This is a genomic window from Bartonella rhinolophi, from assembly GCF_036576165.1.
Taxonomy (GTDB): domain Bacteria; phylum Pseudomonadota; class Alphaproteobacteria; order Rhizobiales; family Rhizobiaceae; genus Bartonella.
Genome location: NZ_JBAFWY010000001.1, coordinates 485693 through 505794, shown reverse-complemented (window position 1 = coordinate 505794; position 20102 = coordinate 485693). Strand labels below are relative to the sequence as shown.

Here is a 20102-nt window from a genome sequence, read left to right as displayed (position 1 = left end):
AACATTGTTTGTTTTAACCACCGCGCACAACACTGATTTTCGTAACAGCGCGTCGATTTTGATTCCAACAAGAAAGATCGTTACACACTGCCACAGGTCTTTCTTTTCCATAAGAAATTGTTTGCATCCGCTGTGCAGACACACCAAGAGAAATCAAATAATCGCGCACAGCAACAGCACGACGCTGCCCAAGAGCCAAATTATACTCACGCGTACCACGTTCATCGGCATGACCTTCAATTGTAACGAAGAAGAAAGGATGACGAAGCAACCATTCAGCTTGCCGTCTCAAAACGCGTTGAGCATCAGGTTCGATAGAAGAGGAATCGAGACTAAAGAAAATGCGATCTCCAACATTCACAGTAAAATACTGCTTTGCCACTTCTGGCGTCTGATGAAAATTTGCGTCATTTAAAGAGGCACTATTTATATCGTGCGCAGCAGTATTGGCATGTTTTCTACCACACCCAACAAGCAACACTGCAAAAAATAGAGCGACTATTAATGGATGAAAAAGAATATTTTTGATAAAATACATATATTGGTATCCTTGTTATAAGCGCTAAAATTGAAGGAAATACATTATTCTAACACTTTTCAAGAGTAATGTCCGTTTTTCATGAAGATAGATGCATCTTTTCATTTCATCAGCTGCTTTTTACCTTCTAAAATTTTCTTTTTACAGCTTTTTTTAAGCACCAACATGGGATATCAAGCTGCCTAAACACTTTTTACACGCAATACCACGAGATTTCTTTATGCGCTATCTGAACGGCTTTTTTACGATTTTTCTTCTGTGTCATCCTGACGATTTTTCCGCAGCGCATTGAGTTTTGCAAACACTTTATCTGCATCGAAACTTTTGTTGAGGTGTTGTTCATCCTCATCTTCACTGAAAGCAACACTTTCTGTAACTGATGCTGGAAGCAAGGATCTATCTTCTTCAGAAGAGATGGGACGATTTCTTGCGCTGCGCTGAAGTTCAAAATCCAGATCAATTTGCGAGCACAAACCAAGCCCCACAGGATCCAAAGGCGTTAAATTAGCGCTATTCCAATGGGTTCTTTGACGAATTTGCTCAATTGTTGCTTTTGTTGTTCCAATCAAGCGTGCAATCTGTGCATCTTTTAACTCAGGATGGTTGGTGACCAACCATAAGATACCATTGGGGCGATCCTGCCGCCGAGAAAGAGGAATATAACGAGCACCTTTGCGTTTTTTTTCAGGGATATGAACCCTTGATTCTGAAATTTTCAAGCGCGCAGTTTCGTCAGCTTCCACACGTGCGATTTCACTACGCGTCAACTGCCCAGAGCTAATAGGATCCAAACCTTTAATACCGTGCGCAGCTTCACCATCTGCAATTGCTTTAACTTCCAACACATGCAATTTACAAAAATCTGCAATTTGGTCAAAAGAAAGTGCGGTATTATCAACCAGCCAAACCGCCGTAGCTTTAGGCATCAAAAGTTGTGTTGCCATTTCTATTATCCTCTTGTTTGCCTTGTTTAAGGCAGATTACCACCCACTTTAGGAATTTAAGGGCTTTTCCCCTTATTATATCAGTCCCTGCTCCCCCATTTTATAAGAGCGAAACACGGAATAAATCACTTTTGCCATGAAATCACACCCCGTTATAGCCTGATTTTTAATGAACGACAAGAGCACCTATCTTGTGATGATCTTCAAGAGAGGATCTTTACCTTTAACGTGATTTTTTTTATAAAGGGTTTGTGCGATTTCTTCATCCCATATTGCGGCGCATTTGCGGCATATTTGTTCTTTAAATAGGGATGTTGGATCTACCTTGAAACTGAGGAAAAATCTTTCAAGCAGATAAGGGAAACCCTAAACGGAAAGAGAAGCTATGGCAGGACATTCACAATTTAAAAATATTATGCACCGTAAAGGGCGTCAAGATGCGATGCGCTCGAAAATATTTTCTAAACTTGCACGTGAAATTACAGTTGCAGCCAAACAAGGTGCTCCCGATCCTGCCATGAATCCACGCTTAAGACTTGCTGTTCAAAATGCTAAAGCACAATCGATGCCAAAGGACAATATTGAACGCGCCATTAAGAAAGCTTCAGGCACTGATGTCGAACATTATGATGAAGTGCGCTATGAAGGATATGGTCCAGGGGGTGTTGCAGTCATTGTCGAAGCTTTAACCGATAACCGCAACCGCACCGCTTCAAACGTGCGCGCTGCCTTTACCAAATCGGGTGGAGCACTGGGAGAAACAGGTTCCGTGAGCTTCATGTTTAATCGGATTGGTGAGATCATCTATAAATGTGAAGCAGGTACAGCCGACCATATCATGGATGCAGCGATCGAAGCGGGTGCTGAAGATGTGCAGTCAGAAGAAACAGGACACCACATTATTTGCGCATTTGAAGATATTGGTGAAGTTTCTAAGACATTGGAAGCAAAACTGGGCGAGGCAGAATCGATCAAAACTGTTTGGAAAGCAACCACCCTTGCCCCCATAGATGAAGAAAAAGCTTTGTCGATTTTACGTCTCATCGCGACATTAGAAGAAGATGATGATGTGCAAAATGTTTATGCCAATTTTGATGTCAGCGATGAAATTTTGGCAAAACTCTCTGCATAAATCCCTTTAGAGAGTCACTACCCCCAGAGTGTCACCTTTTTTGTGCCACCTTCTTTGTATCATCATCGATGGGCATGATCTTTTCTCTATGCCCTCCTTCTATACACCCTCTTATCACAGAAGCTGCATAACTATTATCAACCTTGTTTTATACACAACAATCCTCCCCGCGCCAAAGCGGAGGATTAAACGCGTGGCGCGAAAACACTCCCATGCACTTTCAACAAAATACTCAAATGTAAATCTCTTTAAAATCCTTCCTTAGAAAATTTTCATCAACACAAACAGTAGCACAACGAAAACAGCAGCATCTTTACGTCATCATCGATGAGCATGATCTTTTCTTTGTGCCCTCCTTCTATACACCCTCTTATCACAGAAGCTGCATAACTATTATCAACCTTGTTTTATACACAACAATCCTCCCCGCGCCAAATAAGCCAAACACACATTTGCGCGAACCTCATAACCTTAAAAAATAGCTATTCACTTTATAAAACGGCTTATTTATTTCAACAACGGCGACCACGCTGGATCAGAGGCATCATTGGGTGTAGGCAATTGACGTTCATTACGCCCCGTAATATCAATCGTGTAAATTTTAGGTCCCATACCAGGATCTTGACGGAAGAACATTAAGACACGACCATTGGGCGCCCACGTTGGTCCTTCATTGTGGAACCCTGTGGTTAAAATGCGCTCTCCTAGCCCATCAGGACGCATAACTCCGATGGAAAATTGTCCCTCAGACTGTTTTGTAAAAGCAATATAATCTCCACGCGGAGACCAAATGGGTGTAGAATAGCTGCCATCATTTGAAGAAATACGTTGAATATTGCTGCCATCGGCATTCATCGTGTAGATTTGCGGTTTTCCATTGCGGTCTGATGAAAAGACGATTTGTGTCCCATCTGGCGAATAAGAAGCCGATGTATCAATGGCTGAGGTTGTTGTAAGTCGCGTCATAGTGCGCGTTCGCAAATCCATGGTATAAAGATTTGCACTGCCATTGTTTTGTAACAAACTCATGATCACTTTTTGCCCATCAGGAGAAAAACGCGGAGCAATCGTCATATTATCAAAGGCTCCGATCAATTCTCTTTGTCCCACTTCAAGTTGTTGAAGATAAACATGGGGTGTTTGTTTGTGCCCATAGGCCATATAAGTAATTTCTTGCCGCTTAGGTGAAAAACGTGGGGTCAGCACCAGTTCACGGCCTTTAGAAATATAGATCAAATTTGCGCCATCTTGATCCATAATCGCTAAACGTTTAATACGTGCATTTCTGGGACCCGTTTCATCAATAAAAACAATTCGCGTATCAAAGTAACCACTTTCCCCTGTCATCTGACTATAGACTTCATCTGCAATCATATGCGCAACACGCCGCCAACGTTCTGTGGCTGTATAAAAGCGCCGTCCTTTTAACTGCGTATGTCCAAAGACATCCCATAAACGAAAATCGACTCTCAATCGCCCGTCGGTCTCTCTTATCACTTGTCCTGTAACTAAACCTTGCACATTGGTTTTTTTCCAACCGAGAAAATTTGGCTCAATATCAGGGTTGGGAATTTTTTCAAAAAAAGATGCCTTGTTAAGTGGAGAAAACAGTCCCGACCGTTCAAGATCAGCAGTCACAACAGCAGCTATTTTCTCTCCTATCGAATCATTGGACAAAAAATCCGTAATTGCAATTGGAATGGGATTAAAGTCAGCACTTGAAATTGTGCCTTTCAGTTGCGCATGTGCAAATGAAAAACTCGAAAGCCACAAACCTGCGGTGACAATAAACCAAGAAAAAAATGTGTATCTCGTTATAGCCATGGGAATGTATCCTTTTATTGGAGAGAAAATATATTTGCATCTCATCGATTTATCTCTTGGAAGGGATCAACATTAAAATCGAAACCTTGCTTCCACAAATCATATTGATCGCGTGGGAGATCTGCATAAGGTTGGCACGAAAAAACAGCCGCATACACCTGCCTTGTCATAATAGCTTTCTGACTCTCATCACCACTGAGTGGATCAATAATCGGATCTCCTACAACCATTCCTTCGTAATTGAGAGAAAATCGTAAACGTACAACTGGACGATTTCTAAAATCTCCACCAAGAGCAACAAGCTTCAGCTTTTTTTGAATACATGCACCAGTGATACTTACTAATGTTTGTGCTATTTTTGTAGCATCTTTAGTATTTCTTTGTCCACCAAAAGCTTCTGGTATGCTGGAGCGTTTTGCCCCACCTCCTTGCGTGCGAGCATGATTAAGCAGATGTTTTTCTTCCATTGCTAAAACATGCTCAATTGTTTGCTCAGCTGTTTGTTGATTTTGTTTTTTCACAGCCTGCGCATTTTGGTTTGCAAAGTGTTTATCAGGTTTTGGCTTGGCCTGCGGGAGAGGAGATTTTTCTGGCAGCATTTTTTTTGGAGCTTGTTGATGTTCTGGTGTTTGTTCTACAGGCTTTTTTTGTACTACCGGAGCTGAGCTTTGTGGTAATATCACTTCTTCATTTTTAAGCGTTTTTGGAGATGCCTTTGGCACAACAGGCTCTGCAATCTCTGGAACAGACTCTACAGGTTCATCAGGGGGAACAGACTCTGCAACCTCTGGAGAGACTACAGGTTCATCAGGGGGAACAGATTCTGCAACCTCTGGAGAAACTACAGGTTCATCAGGAGGAACAGATTCTGCAACCTCTGGAGAAACTACAGGTTCATCAGGGGGAACAGATTCTGCAATCTCTGGAGACTCCACAGGTTCATCAGGGGGAACAGACTCTGCAACCTCTGGAGAGACTAAAGGTTCATCAGGGGGAACAGATTCTGCAATCTCTGGAGAAACTACAGGTTCATCAGGGGGAACAGACTCTGCAACCTCTGGAGACTCTACAGGTTCATCAGGAGGAACAGACTCTGCAATCTCTGGAGAGACTAAAGGTTCCTCTGTTGCGCGTTCCTCTCCTGATGACAAATGCGTTGTCTCAACATTGCGTGGTTTTTCTTTCGGCATGAAGGGTGCAATACTATCGACCTGTCCATCTCCGAAATGATGAGCTTCTTCTTTTTCTTGTGGTTTAGTGGTTGGTTTTACTGCAGAAATTTCCCGTACAGGTGCATCTAATGTACCTTGTTGAGAAGAAAATTCTTGATCCAAAGAGGCGAAGGTGATTGGAATTGCTTCCAACTGTTGTTGTTGTTGTAAAGAAACGGGATTTATAAAGTGCATAACTCCCAAACTGAGAAGGGTTGCATGCACTCCAAGAGATAAAATCAAACCTCGCTTCATGCTATGATGAGAGTTTTTATTCATCTCCGTGCCTTGTTTTTTACTTTTAATAATTTGTCTGTGCTAAACTGGCTAAAGCAACTTGTGAAAACCCTGCCTTTTGAATATCTGCAAGCAATTTTAACACTTGTTGATATTCAACAGTCTTAGCAGCACGCACAAAAATACGTTGTTTTTTTTGCGCAGGATCCGTCATTAATTTAGCCTTGAGCTGCGCAATTAAAGCTTCTGGGGTATCGTAGTAATCTTGACCGATAGCCAAACGCCCTTGTGCATCAAGAGAAACCGTAAGTGGAGAACCTTTCATTTGCACAGGCCCAGCTTGACTATGAGGCAAATCAAGAGGAACACCATTGACCAAAAGTGGCGCAGAAACCATGAAAATGATTAGTAAGACCAGCATAACATCAACAAAGGGTGTTACATTGATTTCGCTCATGATTTTGCTGCGCGAACGAGATCGCCTGCGTACATTTTTACGAGAAGAAGAAGCAACAAAAACGCCCATAAACGGCTCCCTTTTATAATATGGCTTCTATAATGATGAATGGGACGTGCGTGTCTCATCAATACGCCGTGATACAATTGTCGAAAATTCATCGGCAAAATTTTCTATTTGTGTGATAATCTGTGCACTTTCGTTGATCAATTTATTATAGGCAATCACCGCTGGAATTGCTGCAAACAAACCAATAGCAGTAGCCAAAAGTGCCTCTGCAATACCTGGTGCAACAACTGCCAACGACGTATTTTGAGATGCTGAAATAGAAAGGAACGACCCCATAATACCAATAACTGTTCCAAACAGCCCCACAAAAGGACCTGCCGACCCAAGCGTAGCTAAAAAGCTTAATTTTGATTCTATTTTTGCACTTTCACGCTCTAAAATAAGATACATTGCCTTATCAATTCTATTTTGTAAATTTGTTGACGTATGGATCCCTTTTGCAAGGGATTTTTTCCACTCTGCCATTGCTGCCATAAAAACCGCTGAGATACTATTGGGACGTTGATTTTTACACGCTACATACAGTTCTTCTAGAGGCACACCTGACCAAAATGTCCGTTCAAATTGTTTTATTTCACGTCGTATTTTCCGATAGGTCAATATTTTATCAAAAATAATTGCCCAGCTCCATATAGAAGCCAAGAACAACCCCACCATAACAGCCTTCACAGCCCAACTGGCTTGCATAAATAAGCTGAACACTCCAATTGCATCAGGACTTGTTAATTCTGTACTCGGCATCATTTTGTCCCTCTCACTGAAAAATTTATCTATCAAAATTCAATAAAAAGTTTATTTTAAGAGCTTATTTTATAAGTCTATAAACTTAAGAAAGCAAATTTCAGTTTTTTTTACGAACATCTCCCTCTATCGTATTTTTTACCCAAAGCACTTTTCAGCAAGAAATGTTGAAAAAAGCCCTTGAGGCAAACGCCGTGGTTTTCCTTCTTCATTAATGAGAGCAATTTCAACCTTCGCAGTAGCCAACATGATATTATCACGTAAAATAGATTGATCCATAAAAAAGCGTGCCTTTTGGATGTAGTTTATCTGCGTTTTAACTGTTAAAAGATTGTCGAGCTGTGCTGGTCGAGAAAAATTAATTTCGATATGGCGCACAACAAAAAACAGTTTTTCTCCCTGAGCACCTGACGCTAACAATTTGTTATTAAATCCTGTATCCCGCAAAAATTCTGAACGGCCGCGTTCAAAAAACTCTAGATATCGTGCATGGTAAACCACACCAGAAAAATCTGTATCGGCAACATAAACGCGCACTTGTAAATTATTGATATAGTCATTTTTGAAAGAAGTTGTCTCAGTCATCTTCTGCGTCCCATAAAGTTGCCTGTAATTGAGAATTATTTTTTATATGAGACATTTGAGCGTTTTTTTGTGTTAAAATCGTGGAATCTGGAGAACAAAGCCCTAAATGGGACCAAGCTTTTTCTGTGAGTATTCGTCCACGAGCAGTTCGTTGAATAAAACCTTGTTGCAGCAGATAGGGTTCAGTAATATCTTCGATGGCATCACGTGCTTCTGATAAAGCAGCAGCGATGGTTTCAATGCCCACAGGACCGCCTAAAAAAGTTTCTGCAATGAGTAACAAATAGCGACGATCCAATGGATCGAGACCCAAATGATCAACTTCAAGACGAGAAAGAGCTTCATCAGCCAATTTGCGATCAATTTTTTCCACCTGTTTGACCAAGGCAAAATCACACACACGCCGTAAAAGCCGTCCTGCAATCCGTGGAGTCCCGCGTGCACGACGTGCAATTTCATGGGCACCATCATCACTAATCTGCACCGAAAAAAGGCGAGCATTGCGTCGAACGATATATTCTAACTCTTCAATAGTATAGAAATTCAATCGAATAGGAATGCCAAAACGGTCGCGCAATGGTGTTGTCAAGAGCCCCAACCGTGTGGTTGCAGCAACCAAGGTAAATTTAGCTAAATCGATTTTCACTGAGCGTGCTGCAGGCCCCTCACCAATGATAAGGTCAAGCTGATAATCCTCCATGGCTGGATAAAGAATTTCTTCAATCGCTGAATTTAAACGATGAATTTCATCAATAAATAAAACATCGCGTTCTTCCAGATTGGTTAAGAGAGCAGCTAAATCGCCTGACTTGGCAATAACGGGACCTGAGGTAGAGCGAAAATTAACCCCCAATTCTTTTGCCATAATCTGTGAAAGTGTTGTTTTTCCCAAACCAGGAGGACCAACAAACAAAACATGATCGAGCGCTTCTTTGCGTGTTTTTGCCGCTTCGATAAATATTTTTAAATTTGCACGCGCGGCTTCTTGACCAATAAAGTCATCAAGCACTTGTGGTCTTAAGGAGCGATCTGGGTCGCTTGGAAAGGAAGCGCCACTCAAAAGGCGCTGATCTTCATCTTTATTCATTGTGACCTTGTGCTAAGTGAGAGAGAAAGCAATTTGAGGCTCTGACGAATAAGCAATGCAGAAGAAACGGTTTGTTCTTCATCTTCAAGGGCTTTCTTTGCTGAAGCAAGAGCACTTGCTGCTTGATCGCGTTCAAAACCGAGCTTGACCAAAGCTGCCAGTGCATCATGGATAGGTTGATCGGCTGTTTCCAAATGGGGGCTTGGAGCAGAATAAAATGCGTTGTTAGAAAATGCGTTGTTGTTGGATGGCAATGTTTTGCTTTTGAGTTCTCTGACAATTCTTTCACTGACTTTTTTCCCAATTCCTGGGGCACGGCTTATCATGGCAATATCGTTTAATGCAATCGCTTGTGCCAGTTCATTTGGCGATAAAGTGCCCAAAACTGCCAAAGCAACTTTTGCCCCCACCCCAGGGACATTTTGCAAAAAACAAAACCACTCCTGCTCATCTTTTGTGGCAAAACCAAACAAGCGGATAGCCTCTTCACGCACGTGCGTTTCAATAAACAGGCTTAAACTTTCCCCCACAGCTGGCAAAGAAGGAAAAAGCCGATTTGACACAAAAACAATATAGCCCACCCCCTGCACATTCAAAATAATATGATCATCAAAGACATGCTCAAGAATACCCTTTAACTTACCGATCATACCGTAACTCCTAAATGAGAAGGGAGCTTTACATTGTGGGTTGTCTGGCGGTGGGTTGTATGGCAAAGAGCCAGTGCCAGTGCATCAGCTGCATCACTGCTATCGAATTCAGCCCGCGGAAGCAACACTTTCACCATCATATGAATTTGTTCTTTATCGCCATGCCCAACGCCAATAACTGATTTTTTCACTGTATTTGGAGCATATTCAAAAACAGGCAGATTTGCTTGTGCTGGCACGAGGAGTGCAACAGCACGCGCTTGGCCAAGTTTTAAAGTTGCCGTAGCGTTTTTGTTGACAAAGACATGTTCTACAGCGGCTTCATGGGGCATAAATTGATGCAAAATTTCGGAAAGTCCTTTGTAAAGCTGGCATAATCTGGAAGCAAGATCGCGCTGTGCATCAGAAGAGACAGTGCCTGCTGCAACAAATTGTAAACGATTGCCAGAAAAGTCGATCACTCCCCATCCCGTTCGCCGTAATCCGGGATCAATACCTATAATACGAATCGTTTCTGCCATAAGAGTAAGCTTATGCTATTTTTCTGCTTTTGCCTAGACACTGAACTTAAAGCAAAGAAAACAAAAGCAAAACGCAAAATATGAAAAAAAGCGCGAAAAAAACTCAGAAAAAAGCGCCTCATAGAAGAAGGATAGCATAAAAGCGGAAGGCAGCAACAAGAAGGCAGAAAAAAACGAAATTTTAAATTTTCTAAGAACGTTTAAAAGCGATTTTAAGCATTTCGATTTGTTTACTTACGGGGTTATCATCTTCCAACATGTGGGAAGATGGTTGTTCTTTTCTGTAGTTCATATACTGCATTCGCTCTTCTAAACGAAGTGAACGGGTAACAAAATGACGAAAAGTTTCTGGCAATTCTTGCCAATATGTGCTTTCAAATTTAAGCGTTGGCGTATACCGTGATACTTTAACGATTTCCTTTTGTATTTGTTCTGGAGACATTTCTCCTTCACGTTCTGCGCGAAGAAGGAGAAGTTGAGAAGCAATTTGCATAAGCCGTGTGCTTAAATAGGTTGCTTCTTTTGCATAAAGTGCAGCAACTTCTGCTGACACAGAGCGTGTCACTAATGTTCCTTCTGTGTCAATATAAACTGCTGTCTCTTCGATCAGAGCCATTGTCTCTTCGTAGAGACGGTTGAAAGCACTCTCAAAAGCATCGTGCTCAATCATGATAATGGGTTCATCATACGGACATTTATATGCGCTCACGCTTTTACACTCCAATATCAGCACAAAAATTATAAAACTCAACGAATAGAGAGTTAAAAAGTTTCTTTTGTGCTAGATAAAATGCCTTACTAAAACTGAGTACCTCTTTTAAAACGCTGACGCAACGTGCTTTTTACGTTAGGGTTAATGCGTCACAAGGTGTTTTTATAAACTCACTGATTTCTTCACACAAGCCCGCTCAAAGAGTCGGCGTTTTTCACAATAAAAAGCGATCCCGAATTGTATCGCAATGCCACTTATAATCAAGAGGCTATCTAACAAAAATGTTCCCGTCATCACTGTTTTTAAAACTTGCCCGAACATCGCAAAGACGGTTCCCGTTACAAAAACGGGTAAACTATGCTTGCCCAAGATTGCTAAGGGGTGCTGTGGTGAAACATAAAACCACTTATGCACGCTGGGTAAGCAGAGAATAAAGGATGATAACGCAATAATATGGAGTAAACGAGGCAAACTTAAAAATGTTTTATTAAAATTAACCAGTGGAGAAGACCACTGCAGCCACCCCAACACACCCCACCAATTTAAACGAACCCATAGCAGCGCAAACAAAAGATACGCAGCTGATAAAATAACCAATAAAGGCTGGCAAATGATTGTTTTTCCTGATTTAAGAGATAAAGTGCTCACCAGCCCTATAACAAAAAGGAATTGCCATGACAAAGGGTTCAAAAACCATTTTCCCTGTATTGGATAAGAAGGAGGAGCAATTTTATAAATTCCGCATATCAAATACAACAGAAACGACCCTAAAAGCAGCAACCCTTTTTGCTTACAACTCAAATAAAGCATAAAAGGAGCAAAAATCATTAAAACAATATAAAGCGGAAGAATATTATTATATCCTAATTGGTGCCCAAGGCTTAGGGTGCTAAAAAATGCGACAACAGGTTGTGTTATAAACAACCCCACATTATTCATCCATAGAAGTTTTTCTACATGCCACAATAAAAAAGCACCCAAAAAAAGACTTAACGTTGCAAAGGTGGTAAAAAGATATGCCCCATACAGTTGAAAAGCCCTATACCAAAGTTTGCGTACAATGAAAGAAAAAGGTTTTCCATGTAAACGTGTGCGAAAGCTGAGCCCGAGAGAAACACCTGAAAGCAAAACAAATATTTCTGCTGAATCGGAAAAACCAAAATGCTTATGTGTTATATGTTCATACAAAGTTCCAGGAATATGATTGATGAAAATTGTCAACAAAGCTAAAGAACGAAAAACATCAATGCGTGTATCACGGTTAAAAATGTGCATATCATGGTTAAAAGCACCGTGGTATCCCATAAATTGACCCCCATCAGTCATAATTTGGAATATATAGCAAACAGTATTTCATAAAACGAAATTTTTTTTACAGTCAAGGATTTTGTATGACACAACAACAAAATAAACCAATTGAGCCCTATCTTTTTCCTCAATTGATTTTAACATTGGATGTTCAGCGTACTTTAAACCCTGCTTTTTTGCGTCAAATCATGCAAACAGCGTCTTTTGCCAGCGTTATCCTTTACGACTCTCACGGCATTAAAGATGATAATGCCTTTTTACAAAAACAAGCACAAATTTACGCCAAAGATATTCAGTATAATGGCACTGCACTTCTCATTTCTGGTGAGAGGCGCATTGCTGAACGGATAAAAGCTGATGGTTTACATCTAGAGAATGACCTTCACGCTCTTGTAAATCTCAATAATCAGGATAAGGAACAAAAAATTAAAGGTTTTGGAAATTTACGTAATCGCCATTGTGCAATGATTGCTGCGGAATCTGGCGCTGATTATCTGTTTTTTGGCAAATTAGGCGCTGATAAAAAACCCCACGCGCACCCCCGCAATATCCAGTTAGCGCAATGGTGGGCAGAAATTATGGAGATCCCTGCTGTTCTCCAAGCTGGAAGTGATTTTGCAAATTTTGACGAGGTAACAAAAGCGGGATGTGAGTTTATTGCAGTTGAAGAAATGCTTTTTGCGCACAAGAACCCTTTAGTCGTTCTTGATATGATGAAAGAAAAATGTAAAAATTCCCCCTTGTTGATGGGAAGGGGAGGTCATTCATGATAAAGAGAGGTATCAGACTGCACATTCTGATATGGATATGGCTGGTGGCTGTTGTTACAAGTTTTCCTATCACTACTGAGGCACTGTCAAATTTTGAGCGTTCTTTCAATACCATTCAAGATACATCAAATACTAACAAGCCTTTTCAGCCTCTAAAAGCTGGACAATATGATCAAGCTTATGATTATTACATCCAAGGCTATTATTTAAAAGCTTTCCGTGAAGCGCTTAAACGTGCTGAAAAAAATGACCCCTTCGCACAAACCTTGGTTGCACGAATTTACATGGAAGGATGTGCTGTTCCTGTTGACGGAGCGCGCGCTGCTTTGTGGTTTGGACGTGCAGCAAAACAAGGTGAGCCACAAGCGCAACTGCGCTATGGTCTTATGTTATTTGATGGTCATTTTATTACACAAAATAAAAAACTCGGTGAAGAATTTATTCGCAAATCCGCAGAAGCTGATGTGAAAGAAGCCTATTTTTATTATGGACAACTGCTTCTTTACAAAGCCTTGCAAGAAAAGCAGGCTCTTGCAGGTGTCTCTTCCTCAGCCCGCGAAACTGAAGCAATTGAACACGCATTAAAATGGTTTTTAAAAGGTGCAGCTCTTGGTGATTCTGAAGCTGCTTTTGCGGCTGCAAAGGTTCTCTCTTTGGGAACTTTAACACGACCAAAGGATGACCGTAATGCGCGCAAGCTTATGGAGATTGCAGCCCAAAATAACCATTTCATGGCTCAAATTCTTTTAGCCCAATGGCTTTTGCAAGGTCGTGGAGGCGAGCCTGATTTTCAACGTGCATTTCATTTGCTCCTCACCAATGCCATCAACATGATCCCACCAGCACAAATTGCTCTTGCAAGGCTGTATCGGGATGGAATAGGAACAAAAGGTGATATTATAACTGCCGCAGCATGGTATATGGTTGCACAACAAGCAAAAATGCAAGCACCTGATCTTGAAATGATGCTCCAAGGTATGAGTAGCACACAATTGGAAGAAGCACGCAAAGTAGCAATAAAACACCTTCCTTTTCTTTAAATATATGTTTAATAAAAGGGGCGCATTTCACTATAAACGTATCAATTTTCATAAAAATCTTTTAGAGACTTTTAAAAGACTTGCGTCTAAGTGATTTTTATGGTCTTGCAAAAAGCAAAAAGATGAAGATACACAAAAATTCTTTTTAAGCTTTTTTCTCTGCAAAGACAGTGATAACTCTCGCGCGCAAAGCAACTATAGAAAGCTCTTTTTGCAAGAACAAAATTGGATATAAACTATGAAAATTAATGGCAATGAAATTCGACCTGGTAATGTGATAGAGCATCAAGGAGGCTTATGGGTAGCTGTTAAATGTAATGCTGTAAAACCAGGAAAAGGGGGGGCATTTAATCAAGTTGAAATGAAAAATGTGATTGATGGTACGAAGCTCAATGAACGGTTTCGTGCTGCTGAAACTGTTGAAAAAGTGCGCCTTGAACAAAAAGATTTTACTTTCCTTTATCAACAAGGTGACGCTTTGGTTTTTATGGACTCACAATCCTATGAACAACTTGAACTACAAAAAGATTTTGTCGGTGAGCGCGCTGCTTTTCTGCAAGATGGTATGACAGTAACCGTTGAACTTTATCAAGAAAAGCCCATTGGCATATCGCTTCCCGATCAAGTCATTGTGACAATTGCTGAGGCTGATCCTGCAATCAAAGGGCAAACGGTCACGTCCTCTTATAAACCAGCGATTCTTGAAAATGGCATTCGTATTCTCGTGCCACCTTTTATCAATGCTGGTGAACGTGTCATTGTCGACACTAACGAATTGATTTATTTGCGTCGCGCAAACGAAAAAGATAAATAAAGAGATAAAATATGGCTCATTCTGCAATAATGAATGTCATGGTGCAAGCCGCAATGAAAGCGGGACGCTCTCTGGTACGTGATTATGGTGAAGTGCAAAATTTACAGGTATCCTTGAAAGGGCCTGCAGATTATGTCAGTCAAGCAGATCGCAAAGCTGAAAAAATTATTTTCCATGAACTGAGTAAAGCACGACCAAAATTTAGCTTTCTGATGGAAGAATCGGAAGAAATTATTGGAGAAGATTCTCAGCACCGTTTTATTGTCGATCCTTTGGATGGAACAACGAATTTTTTACATGGCATTCCTTTTTTTGCTGTCTCAATTGCTTTAGAGAGTCAAGGACAGATTGTTGCTGGTGTGATTTATAATCCTGTTAGTGACGAGCTTTTTACCGCTGAACGAGGGGGCGGTGCTTTCTTCAATGACAGACGTTGCCGTGTTTCTGCACGACGCAAATTAGAAGATTGTGTCATTGCAACAGGAACGCCTCATTTAAACCGTCCTCATCACGGAACATATCTGATCGAATTGCGCAATGTCATGGCTGAGGTTGCTGGGATTCGGCGTTTTGGAGCTGCTGCTCTTGATTTGGCTTATGTTGCTGCTGGACGAACAGATGGATTTTGGGAAGATAACCTTCAAATTTGGGATATGGCTGCTGGAATGCTAATCGTGCGTGAAGCTGGTGGTTTTGTCACAGATAAAGAAGGTGGAAACGATATATTTGGCAAAAAAAATATCATCGCTGGCAATGAACGCATCCGAATCAAATTAGAAAAAACACTCAAAAAAGGCATCTAGTCCTCAATATAGCTTATTTGAGAAAAAAGCTATATTGAGGGAAGTTTTTTGTATATTTCTTGAACGCAGCGACGACGAATGGCAATAAATTAAGAGGAAATTGCCAATTTGGTAATATTGCTAATATTATCAAATATTGATTGACGATAGCTTACTCAGATGAGAATTGTAATTTTGCTAAATTCGCATAAACTCCCTCTTGTGCAACGAGCTGTGCATGGGTTCCTTCTTCAACAAGAACACCTTTATCCATTACAAGAATACGATCTGCTTTTAAAACCGTTGCCAAACGGTGGGCAATCACCAATGTTGTTCGATTTTGCATCAGCCCTTCTAGTGCTTCTTGCACTAACTTTTCACTGTGCGCATCTAAAGCGGATGTTGCTTCATCCAACAACAAAAGGGGAGCATTTTTTAAAATCGCTCGTGCAATGCCAATGCGTTGTTTTTGCCCACCTGAAAGCATGACACCGCGTTCTCCCACTTCAGTGTTAAAGCCTTGTGGTAAAGCTTCGATAAATTCAAGTGCATTGGCTGTTTTTGCTGCAGCAATGACTTGTTCTTCATTGATATTTTCGCTCCCAAAAGCAATATTATCGCGTAACGTACCATCAAAAATAGCAACATCTTGCGGAACATAAGAAATTGCGCTGCGTAAATCATGAAGAGCAAGGCGATTAATCTCCACGCCATCAAGCTGAATTTTACCGCTTGTCGGATCATAAAAGCGAAGAATCAAAGAAAAAATGGTACTTTTCCCTGCCCCTGAAGCGCCAACAAAAGCAACAGTTTCGCCTGCTTTCACAGAAAAGGAAAGAGAACGTAAAATCTTTTCTTTTGGTCTAGAAGGATAGGTAAAATCAACTTGGTTAAAAACGATTGCTCCTTGAACAGGTTGTACCAGTGGTGCAGGTGCTTTTGGAACCAAAATTGTGGGCTGTTGTTGCAATAATTCAGCAAGCCGTTCAGCAGCACCTGCTGCTTGTATTAATTCTGCACCAAGTTCTGATAACTGTGCAAAAGTTGAGGCTCCAAAAACTGCATAGAGGACAAATTGACCTAAAGCACCGCCCGACATGGTGCCATTGAGCACGTCATGAGATCCAATCCACAAAACAGCAACAACGCTGCTAAAAACCAGAAAAATCGCAAAACCTGTAAAAAAAGAACGTAAGGTTACGCAAGAGCGTGCTGTTTGAAATGCGCGTTCAACCAACTCTGAAAAACGTGCAGAAATGTGTTTTTCAGCAGTAAAAGCTTGCACAGTGCGCATAGCACTTACTTGTTCTGTTGCCAAGGCATTAGCATCTGCCAAACGATCTTGCGCAGCACGTGTACGTTTACGAACCTTGCGCCCGAAAACAACCAAGGGAATGGCAACAAAGGGGATAGCAAACAGAACAAGCAAAGATAATTTAGCATTTGTGATAATCATCATTACAACTGCTCCAATCACCACAATGAGATGACGCAAAGCTGTGGACGCGGTTGAACCAACTGCCAATTTTATTTGAGTCGTATCTGTTAAAAGCCGCGAAACAATTTCACCAGAATGGGACTGGTCAAAAAAAGCAGGAGAAAGTTGCGTGACATGTGCAAAAACATCACGTCGTAAATCAGCAACAATCCGCTCACCCAACGTGATAACACAATAGTAACGGCAAGCCGAAGCAAGTGCGAGAAGCAAAGCAAGTACAAACAAAATACCGAAATAAAAATTGATATTACTCTGATTCGAAGCAGAAAAACCATGATCGAGCATTTGGCGAATAGCAATAGGCAAAGCCAGTGTAACAAGGGCAGCAACAAACAAAGCCAAAAAAGCACAGATAATGAGCCAGCGATAGCGCAAAATATAAGGAAAAAAGCTTGAAAGAGCAGAGAATGAAGGTTTCGTATGAGAAGAATTTGCAGATTTTTCTGAATGATTAAAGAGCTTCATGGAATCTCGCTTACATATTAGATATTAGATTGTTTATAACTGTGATGCAGTAGTACATCTTGGACACTTGTTTTTTTATACATGCTCAGTTATAGAGAAAAAACTTTAATAAATTTATCAAAAAGACGAAAAAAGCGCACTTAAAAAATAGAGCATGTGCCATTTCGTTATATGAAAGCAGAGAGTTTGCCACATGAAACCGAATATTCATCCTGACTATCACAAAATTACCGTTGTTATGACGGATGGTACCCAATATACGACACGCTCCACTTGGGGAAAAGAAGGGGACACCCTTAATCTGGATATTGATCCAAGAACGCATCCAGCGTGGACAGGGGGATCTCAAACATTGGTGGATCGTGGTGGACGCGTTTCTAAATTTAAAAATCGTTTCGGTAATCTGGGTATTTAAAATCCTATTTCTCACTGTCAATCGCGACAAAACCACTGAAAAAACAGGTTGGTTATTGAGGGGTTTTTCATTTATTTTCGCTGGGTGAATTTGGAAATTAAGGCAAAAAAGAAATTTTTATGCTTATATCCATCTTCACCACAACACTCAGATTATAAGAAAAATGAAGTATTATGGAACTTTTGAGAACTTAAAACAAATAGTTTGCAAAGCTGGATACGAAATTATAAAAAGTGATTTACATAGCAATGGGCAGTATCAGATCAAAATTTCCAAGAGAGCAGTCATTAACTGGTATGAATCAATAAGAACAATCTAGCTTCAAGGCAAAAAAACGCCAAAGAAAAGCTAAAAATAGACCTATATGAACATACGGAGAGAACTCTAAACAGCTACTATACCTGAACCTCCCAAAGCTTCTTTACCTGAATCTCCTCCAGTAAAAGACAAAATTTTTATTGTCCATGGTCATGATTCTACCGCTCGGGAACAACTTGAGCTTATCATTCACAAGCTCGGACTTGAGCCATATGTTCTGCAAAATGGTAGCAATGGTAGTTTAACAATCATTGAAGCTTTGGAAAAAGAAATTTGTACGCAAGATAATTCTGCTAGGTTTGGTATTGTTCTCCTTACACCCGATGACATGGGTTACGCTAAATCTGCTGGTGAAAAAGAAATCCAACCTCGTGCTCGACAAAATGTTGTTTTTGAAATGGGAATGTTAATTGCCGCGCTTACACGTAAAAATGTTGCCATTCTAAAAAAACAAAGCCTTGAAATTCCTTCAGATGCGAGCGGAATTATATACATTCCTTTCAATGACCACGTAAAAGAGACGCTTCCACAACTTGTTAAACATCTACAATCTTCAGGGTTTGTTTTCAAAGCAGAAGCGCTTACTAATGTATATTAAATAAAAGCTAAGAAGCAAATTACCTAGCCCCTCTCAAAAATCCTAATCTACACTTTTACTTTCTCAAATCTGACCTTTTTAACTCTCAAAATCTTATCCTCAAAAGACTCTTATTGAGAAATAAAAGATTGTTCTGTGCAATTTTCTAAGAAAGCTTCTAAGAAAGAAAGCAAATTTTATCAACAAACCTCTCCCTATTTACAATGCTCTTCTCTGCTCCCATGGGACTATTACCATGGAAGCCTTTTCCCCTCTTTTAAAGCAACTATCCATTCTTTGAAAATTATTTTCAGATCTGCATTTTGTAAAAAAAATTTCACACCCTTGCTCCTTTTGCTCATACCCTTTCCTCCCCTTTAAAATTTTTTATGTTCAATTTCATGGAAAACATGCCTTTAAAATTAACCTGCTTTTGACAGCATCTTTAAAGGATCTACCCAGCGTTACTGTTTGCACTTAATCATTAAGAATAAAATTGAAAGCAATAATTGACAAAAAGCTTACTTTTTGAAGCCAGCCCCATATGTAAAAACTGTAGCAAACGAAAATACACTAGCGGGGGAATTTTTAAAATAACTCCACCTTTCCTCGTAAATTAACATCCAGCTTCTATTTGTAAATCAATATTACATCTCAGCATAAATCACGCGTTTCAAGCCAATCATCATCAAATGATCCATTTCTTCGCACCCTGACCTGAATTTTACGTATAAAGTTGAAAATTTACATGCCAAATTGGAAAGTGATATATAACAAGCATCTATGCACGGCTGAAGCAAGCACACTATCCCCATTTGAGAGAAAAAATATGAAGCGCAAAGATATAAACCAGCGCCCAATTTTGTCATCTTCATTTCGGCGAGCTTCTCAGAGTTCTGGCTTTTCAGCTTTTCAGCTTTTCAGCTTTTCAGCTTTTCAGAGATATCCAAAACAATATCTTTTAGCAAGTGACGCAAAACAATTTTATATTTTTATTTTTCGCATTTTTGGAAGGATAACGCTGTTTATGGATCAGCACATAACTGCTTGGCATATATTTTAATTTATTTTAAGAGGTGACCTCACCTTCCCACCCCTCTCATCACCATAGGATTTCTCCCCTTGTGAAAAATGAGCTTCTTGGTGTTTTAAAAAAACATCTCTCTTTTATCAAGAAATGATTGCCGCGGCACACCATAGAGCAAAATTTGGCATTACCTAAATAGTGCACTTCCTAAATAATATAGCACAATATCAATGAGAACTGCCATTTTTCATGCGACCTAGAAAAAAGCAGTCCCATCATTATTGAACAATTTCCAATCGTTACCACTCTTTTTGCACTTAAACGATTCGTAAGCTACCCGCTTGAATTCATCGACCAACTTTTCTTTGACCTGCACTTGA

General features: G+C 40.3%; 20 protein-coding genes. 7 read left to right on the top strand and 13 right to left on the bottom strand.

Annotated elements, in window-relative coordinates:
- Window positions 1-13: 13 nt before the first annotated feature.
- Window positions 14-538 (bottom strand): peptidoglycan-associated lipoprotein Pal, encoded by a 525-nt coding sequence (gene pal, locus V5N67_RS02045; RefSeq protein WP_332060193.1) that lies wholly within the window; start codon window positions 536-538, stop codon window positions 14-16.
- 242 nt (window positions 539-780) lie between these two features.
- Window positions 781-1482 carry a DUF1013 domain-containing protein gene (locus tag V5N67_RS02040; RefSeq protein ID WP_332060191.1) on the bottom strand — a complete coding sequence of 234 codons (702 nt, stop codon included), beginning with the start codon at window positions 1480-1482 and terminating at the stop codon, window positions 781-783.
- A 385-nt stretch (window positions 1483-1867) separates the two neighbouring features.
- Here V5N67_RS02040 and V5N67_RS02035 point away from each other — a divergent pair, with 385 nt between their 5' ends.
- Entirely contained in the window at window positions 1868-2614 is a 747-nt protein-coding gene (locus tag V5N67_RS02035; RefSeq protein ID WP_332060190.1) for a YebC/PmpR family DNA-binding transcriptional regulator, read from the top strand.
- A gap of 507 nt (window positions 2615-3121) precedes the next feature.
- Here the strand turns inward: V5N67_RS02035 and tolB are convergent.
- From tolB to V5N67_RS01985, 10 genes are all read right to left on the bottom strand, one after another.
- Window positions 3122-4438, bottom strand: a complete 1317-nt coding sequence (gene tolB / locus V5N67_RS02030; protein ID WP_332060188.1) for a Tol-Pal system beta propeller repeat protein TolB — start codon at window positions 4436-4438, stop codon at window positions 3122-3124.
- A 41-nt stretch (window positions 4439-4479) separates the two neighbouring features.
- Complete coding sequence (tolA, locus tag V5N67_RS02025; protein ID WP_332060186.1) at window positions 4480-5928, bottom strand: cell envelope integrity protein TolA; 1449 nt, start codon at window positions 5926-5928, stop codon at window positions 4480-4482.
- Between the two features lie 22 nt (window positions 5929-5950).
- Window positions 5951-6412: a protein TolR gene (gene tolR / locus V5N67_RS02020; protein ID WP_332060185.1), complete on the bottom strand. Its 462-nt coding sequence runs from the start codon at window positions 6410-6412 to the stop codon at window positions 5951-5953.
- 27 nt (window positions 6413-6439) lie between these two features.
- Window positions 6440-7153: a protein TolQ gene (gene tolQ / locus V5N67_RS02015; RefSeq protein ID WP_332060306.1), complete on the bottom strand. Its 714-nt coding sequence runs from the start codon at window positions 7151-7153 to the stop codon at window positions 6440-6442.
- 138 nt (window positions 7154-7291) lie between these two features.
- Window positions 7292-7738: a tol-pal system-associated acyl-CoA thioesterase gene (gene ybgC / locus V5N67_RS02010; RefSeq protein ID WP_332060183.1), complete on the bottom strand. Its 447-nt coding sequence runs from the start codon at window positions 7736-7738 to the stop codon at window positions 7292-7294.
- Window positions 7731-8825 carry a Holliday junction branch migration DNA helicase RuvB gene (ruvB, locus tag V5N67_RS02005; RefSeq protein ID WP_332060181.1) on the bottom strand — a complete coding sequence of 365 codons (1095 nt, stop codon included), beginning with the start codon at window positions 8823-8825 and terminating at the stop codon, window positions 7731-7733. The genes ybgC and ruvB overlap by 8 nt, the downstream gene beginning before the upstream one ends.
- On the bottom strand, window positions 8822-9475 hold the full coding sequence (ruvA, locus tag V5N67_RS02000; RefSeq protein WP_332060180.1) for a Holliday junction branch migration protein RuvA: 654 nt from the start codon (window positions 9473-9475) through the stop codon (window positions 8822-8824). The genes ruvB and ruvA overlap by 4 nt, the downstream gene beginning before the upstream one ends.
- Window positions 9472-9996 carry a crossover junction endodeoxyribonuclease RuvC gene (ruvC, locus tag V5N67_RS01995; protein ID WP_332060178.1) on the bottom strand — a complete coding sequence of 175 codons (525 nt, stop codon included), beginning with the start codon at window positions 9994-9996 and terminating at the stop codon, window positions 9472-9474. The genes ruvA and ruvC overlap by 4 nt, the downstream gene beginning before the upstream one ends.
- Window positions 9997-10186: 190 nt before the next feature.
- Window positions 10187-10705, bottom strand: a complete 519-nt coding sequence (locus tag V5N67_RS01990; RefSeq protein ID WP_332060177.1) for a DUF1465 family protein — start codon at window positions 10703-10705, stop codon at window positions 10187-10189.
- 165 nt (window positions 10706-10870) lie between these two features.
- Window positions 10871-12013, bottom strand: a complete 1143-nt coding sequence (locus V5N67_RS01985) for an OpgC family protein (RefSeq protein WP_332060175.1) — start codon at window positions 12011-12013, stop codon at window positions 10871-10873.
- An 86-nt stretch (window positions 12014-12099) separates the two neighbouring features.
- Between V5N67_RS01985 and V5N67_RS01980 the strand changes: the two genes are divergently transcribed.
- The 4 genes from V5N67_RS01980 to V5N67_RS01965 all read left to right on the top strand — a co-directional run bounded on the left by V5N67_RS01980 (window position 12100) and on the right by V5N67_RS01965 (window position 15443).
- The gene (locus V5N67_RS01980) at window positions 12100-12786 is read left to right on the top strand and encodes a thiamine phosphate synthase (protein ID WP_332060174.1); all 687 of its coding nucleotides are present in this window, start codon (window positions 12100-12102) and stop codon (window positions 12784-12786) included.
- Window positions 12783-13826: a tetratricopeptide repeat protein gene (locus tag V5N67_RS01975; RefSeq protein ID WP_332060172.1), complete on the top strand. Its 1044-nt coding sequence runs from the start codon at window positions 12783-12785 to the stop codon at window positions 13824-13826. Before V5N67_RS01980 ends, V5N67_RS01975 begins: the two co-directional genes overlap by 4 nt.
- 238 nt (window positions 13827-14064) lie before the next feature.
- The gene (gene efp / locus V5N67_RS01970) at window positions 14065-14640 is read left to right on the top strand and encodes an elongation factor P (RefSeq protein ID WP_332060170.1); all 576 of its coding nucleotides are present in this window, start codon (window positions 14065-14067) and stop codon (window positions 14638-14640) included.
- Window positions 14641-14651: 11 nt separating this feature from the next.
- The gene (locus V5N67_RS01965; RefSeq protein WP_332060168.1) at window positions 14652-15443 is read left to right on the top strand and encodes an inositol monophosphatase family protein; all 792 of its coding nucleotides are present in this window, start codon (window positions 14652-14654) and stop codon (window positions 15441-15443) included.
- 151 nt (window positions 15444-15594) lie between these two features.
- Here V5N67_RS01965 and V5N67_RS01960 read toward each other — a convergent pair whose 3' ends face one another.
- The gene (locus V5N67_RS01960) at window positions 15595-17385 is read right to left on the bottom strand and encodes an ABC transporter transmembrane domain-containing protein (RefSeq protein WP_332060166.1); all 1791 of its coding nucleotides are present in this window, start codon (window positions 17383-17385) and stop codon (window positions 15595-15597) included.
- 193 nt (window positions 17386-17578) lie between these two features.
- Between V5N67_RS01960 and rpmE the strand changes: the two genes are divergently transcribed.
- The gene (gene rpmE / locus V5N67_RS01955; protein WP_332060165.1) at window positions 17579-17800 is read left to right on the top strand and encodes a 50S ribosomal protein L31; all 222 of its coding nucleotides are present in this window, start codon (window positions 17579-17581) and stop codon (window positions 17798-17800) included.
- A 397-nt stretch (window positions 17801-18197) separates the two neighbouring features.
- Window positions 18198-18716, top strand: a complete 519-nt coding sequence (locus V5N67_RS01950; RefSeq protein WP_332060305.1) for a TIR domain-containing protein — start codon at window positions 18198-18200, stop codon at window positions 18714-18716.
- The last annotated feature ends 1386 nt before the right edge of the window (window positions 18717-20102 follow it).

Coding starts and splice junctions, on each gene's coding strand:
- V5N67_RS02035 (WP_332060190.1), top strand. CDS start 1,868: ATGGCAGGACATTCACAATTTAAAAATATTATGCACCGTAAAGGGCGT.
- tolA (WP_332060186.1), bottom strand. CDS start 5,928: ATGAATAAAAACTCTCATCATAGCATGAAGCGAGGTTTGATTTTATCT.
- tolB (WP_332060188.1), bottom strand. CDS start 4,438: ATGGCTATAACGAGATACACATTTTTTTCTTGGTTTATTGTCACCGCA.
- V5N67_RS01980 (WP_332060174.1), top strand. CDS start 12,100: ATGACACAACAACAAAATAAACCAATTGAGCCCTATCTTTTTCCTCAA.
- V5N67_RS02040 (WP_332060191.1), bottom strand. CDS start 1,482: ATGGCAACACAACTTTTGATGCCTAAAGCTACGGCGGTTTGGCTGGTT.
- tolQ (WP_332060306.1), bottom strand. CDS start 7,153: ATGCCGAGTACAGAATTAACAAGTCCTGATGCAATTGGAGTGTTCAGC.
- ruvB (WP_332060181.1), bottom strand. CDS start 8,825: ATGAATAAAGATGAAGATCAGCGCCTTTTGAGTGGCGCTTCCTTTCCA.
- V5N67_RS01965 (WP_332060168.1), top strand. CDS start 14,652: ATGGCTCATTCTGCAATAATGAATGTCATGGTGCAAGCCGCAATGAAA.
- rpmE (WP_332060165.1), top strand. CDS start 17,579: ATGAAACCGAATATTCATCCTGACTATCACAAAATTACCGTTGTTATG.
- V5N67_RS01975 (WP_332060172.1), top strand. CDS start 12,783: ATGATAAAGAGAGGTATCAGACTGCACATTCTGATATGGATATGGCTG.
- ybgC (WP_332060183.1), bottom strand. CDS start 7,738: ATGACTGAGACAACTTCTTTCAAAAATGACTATATCAATAATTTACAA.
- pal (WP_332060193.1), bottom strand. CDS start 538: ATGTATTTTATCAAAAATATTCTTTTTCATCCATTAATAGTCGCTCTA.
- ruvC (WP_332060178.1), bottom strand. CDS start 9,996: ATGGCAGAAACGATTCGTATTATAGGTATTGATCCCGGATTACGGCGA.
- V5N67_RS01960 (WP_332060166.1), bottom strand. CDS start 17,385: ATGAAGCTCTTTAATCATTCAGAAAAATCTGCAAATTCTTCTCATACG.
- efp (WP_332060170.1), top strand. CDS start 14,065: ATGAAAATTAATGGCAATGAAATTCGACCTGGTAATGTGATAGAGCAT.
- tolR (WP_332060185.1), bottom strand. CDS start 6,412: ATGGGCGTTTTTGTTGCTTCTTCTTCTCGTAAAAATGTACGCAGGCGA.
- V5N67_RS01985 (WP_332060175.1), bottom strand. CDS start 12,013: ATGGGATACCACGGTGCTTTTAACCATGATATGCACATTTTTAACCGT.
- ruvA (WP_332060180.1), bottom strand. CDS start 9,475: ATGATCGGTAAGTTAAAGGGTATTCTTGAGCATGTCTTTGATGATCAT.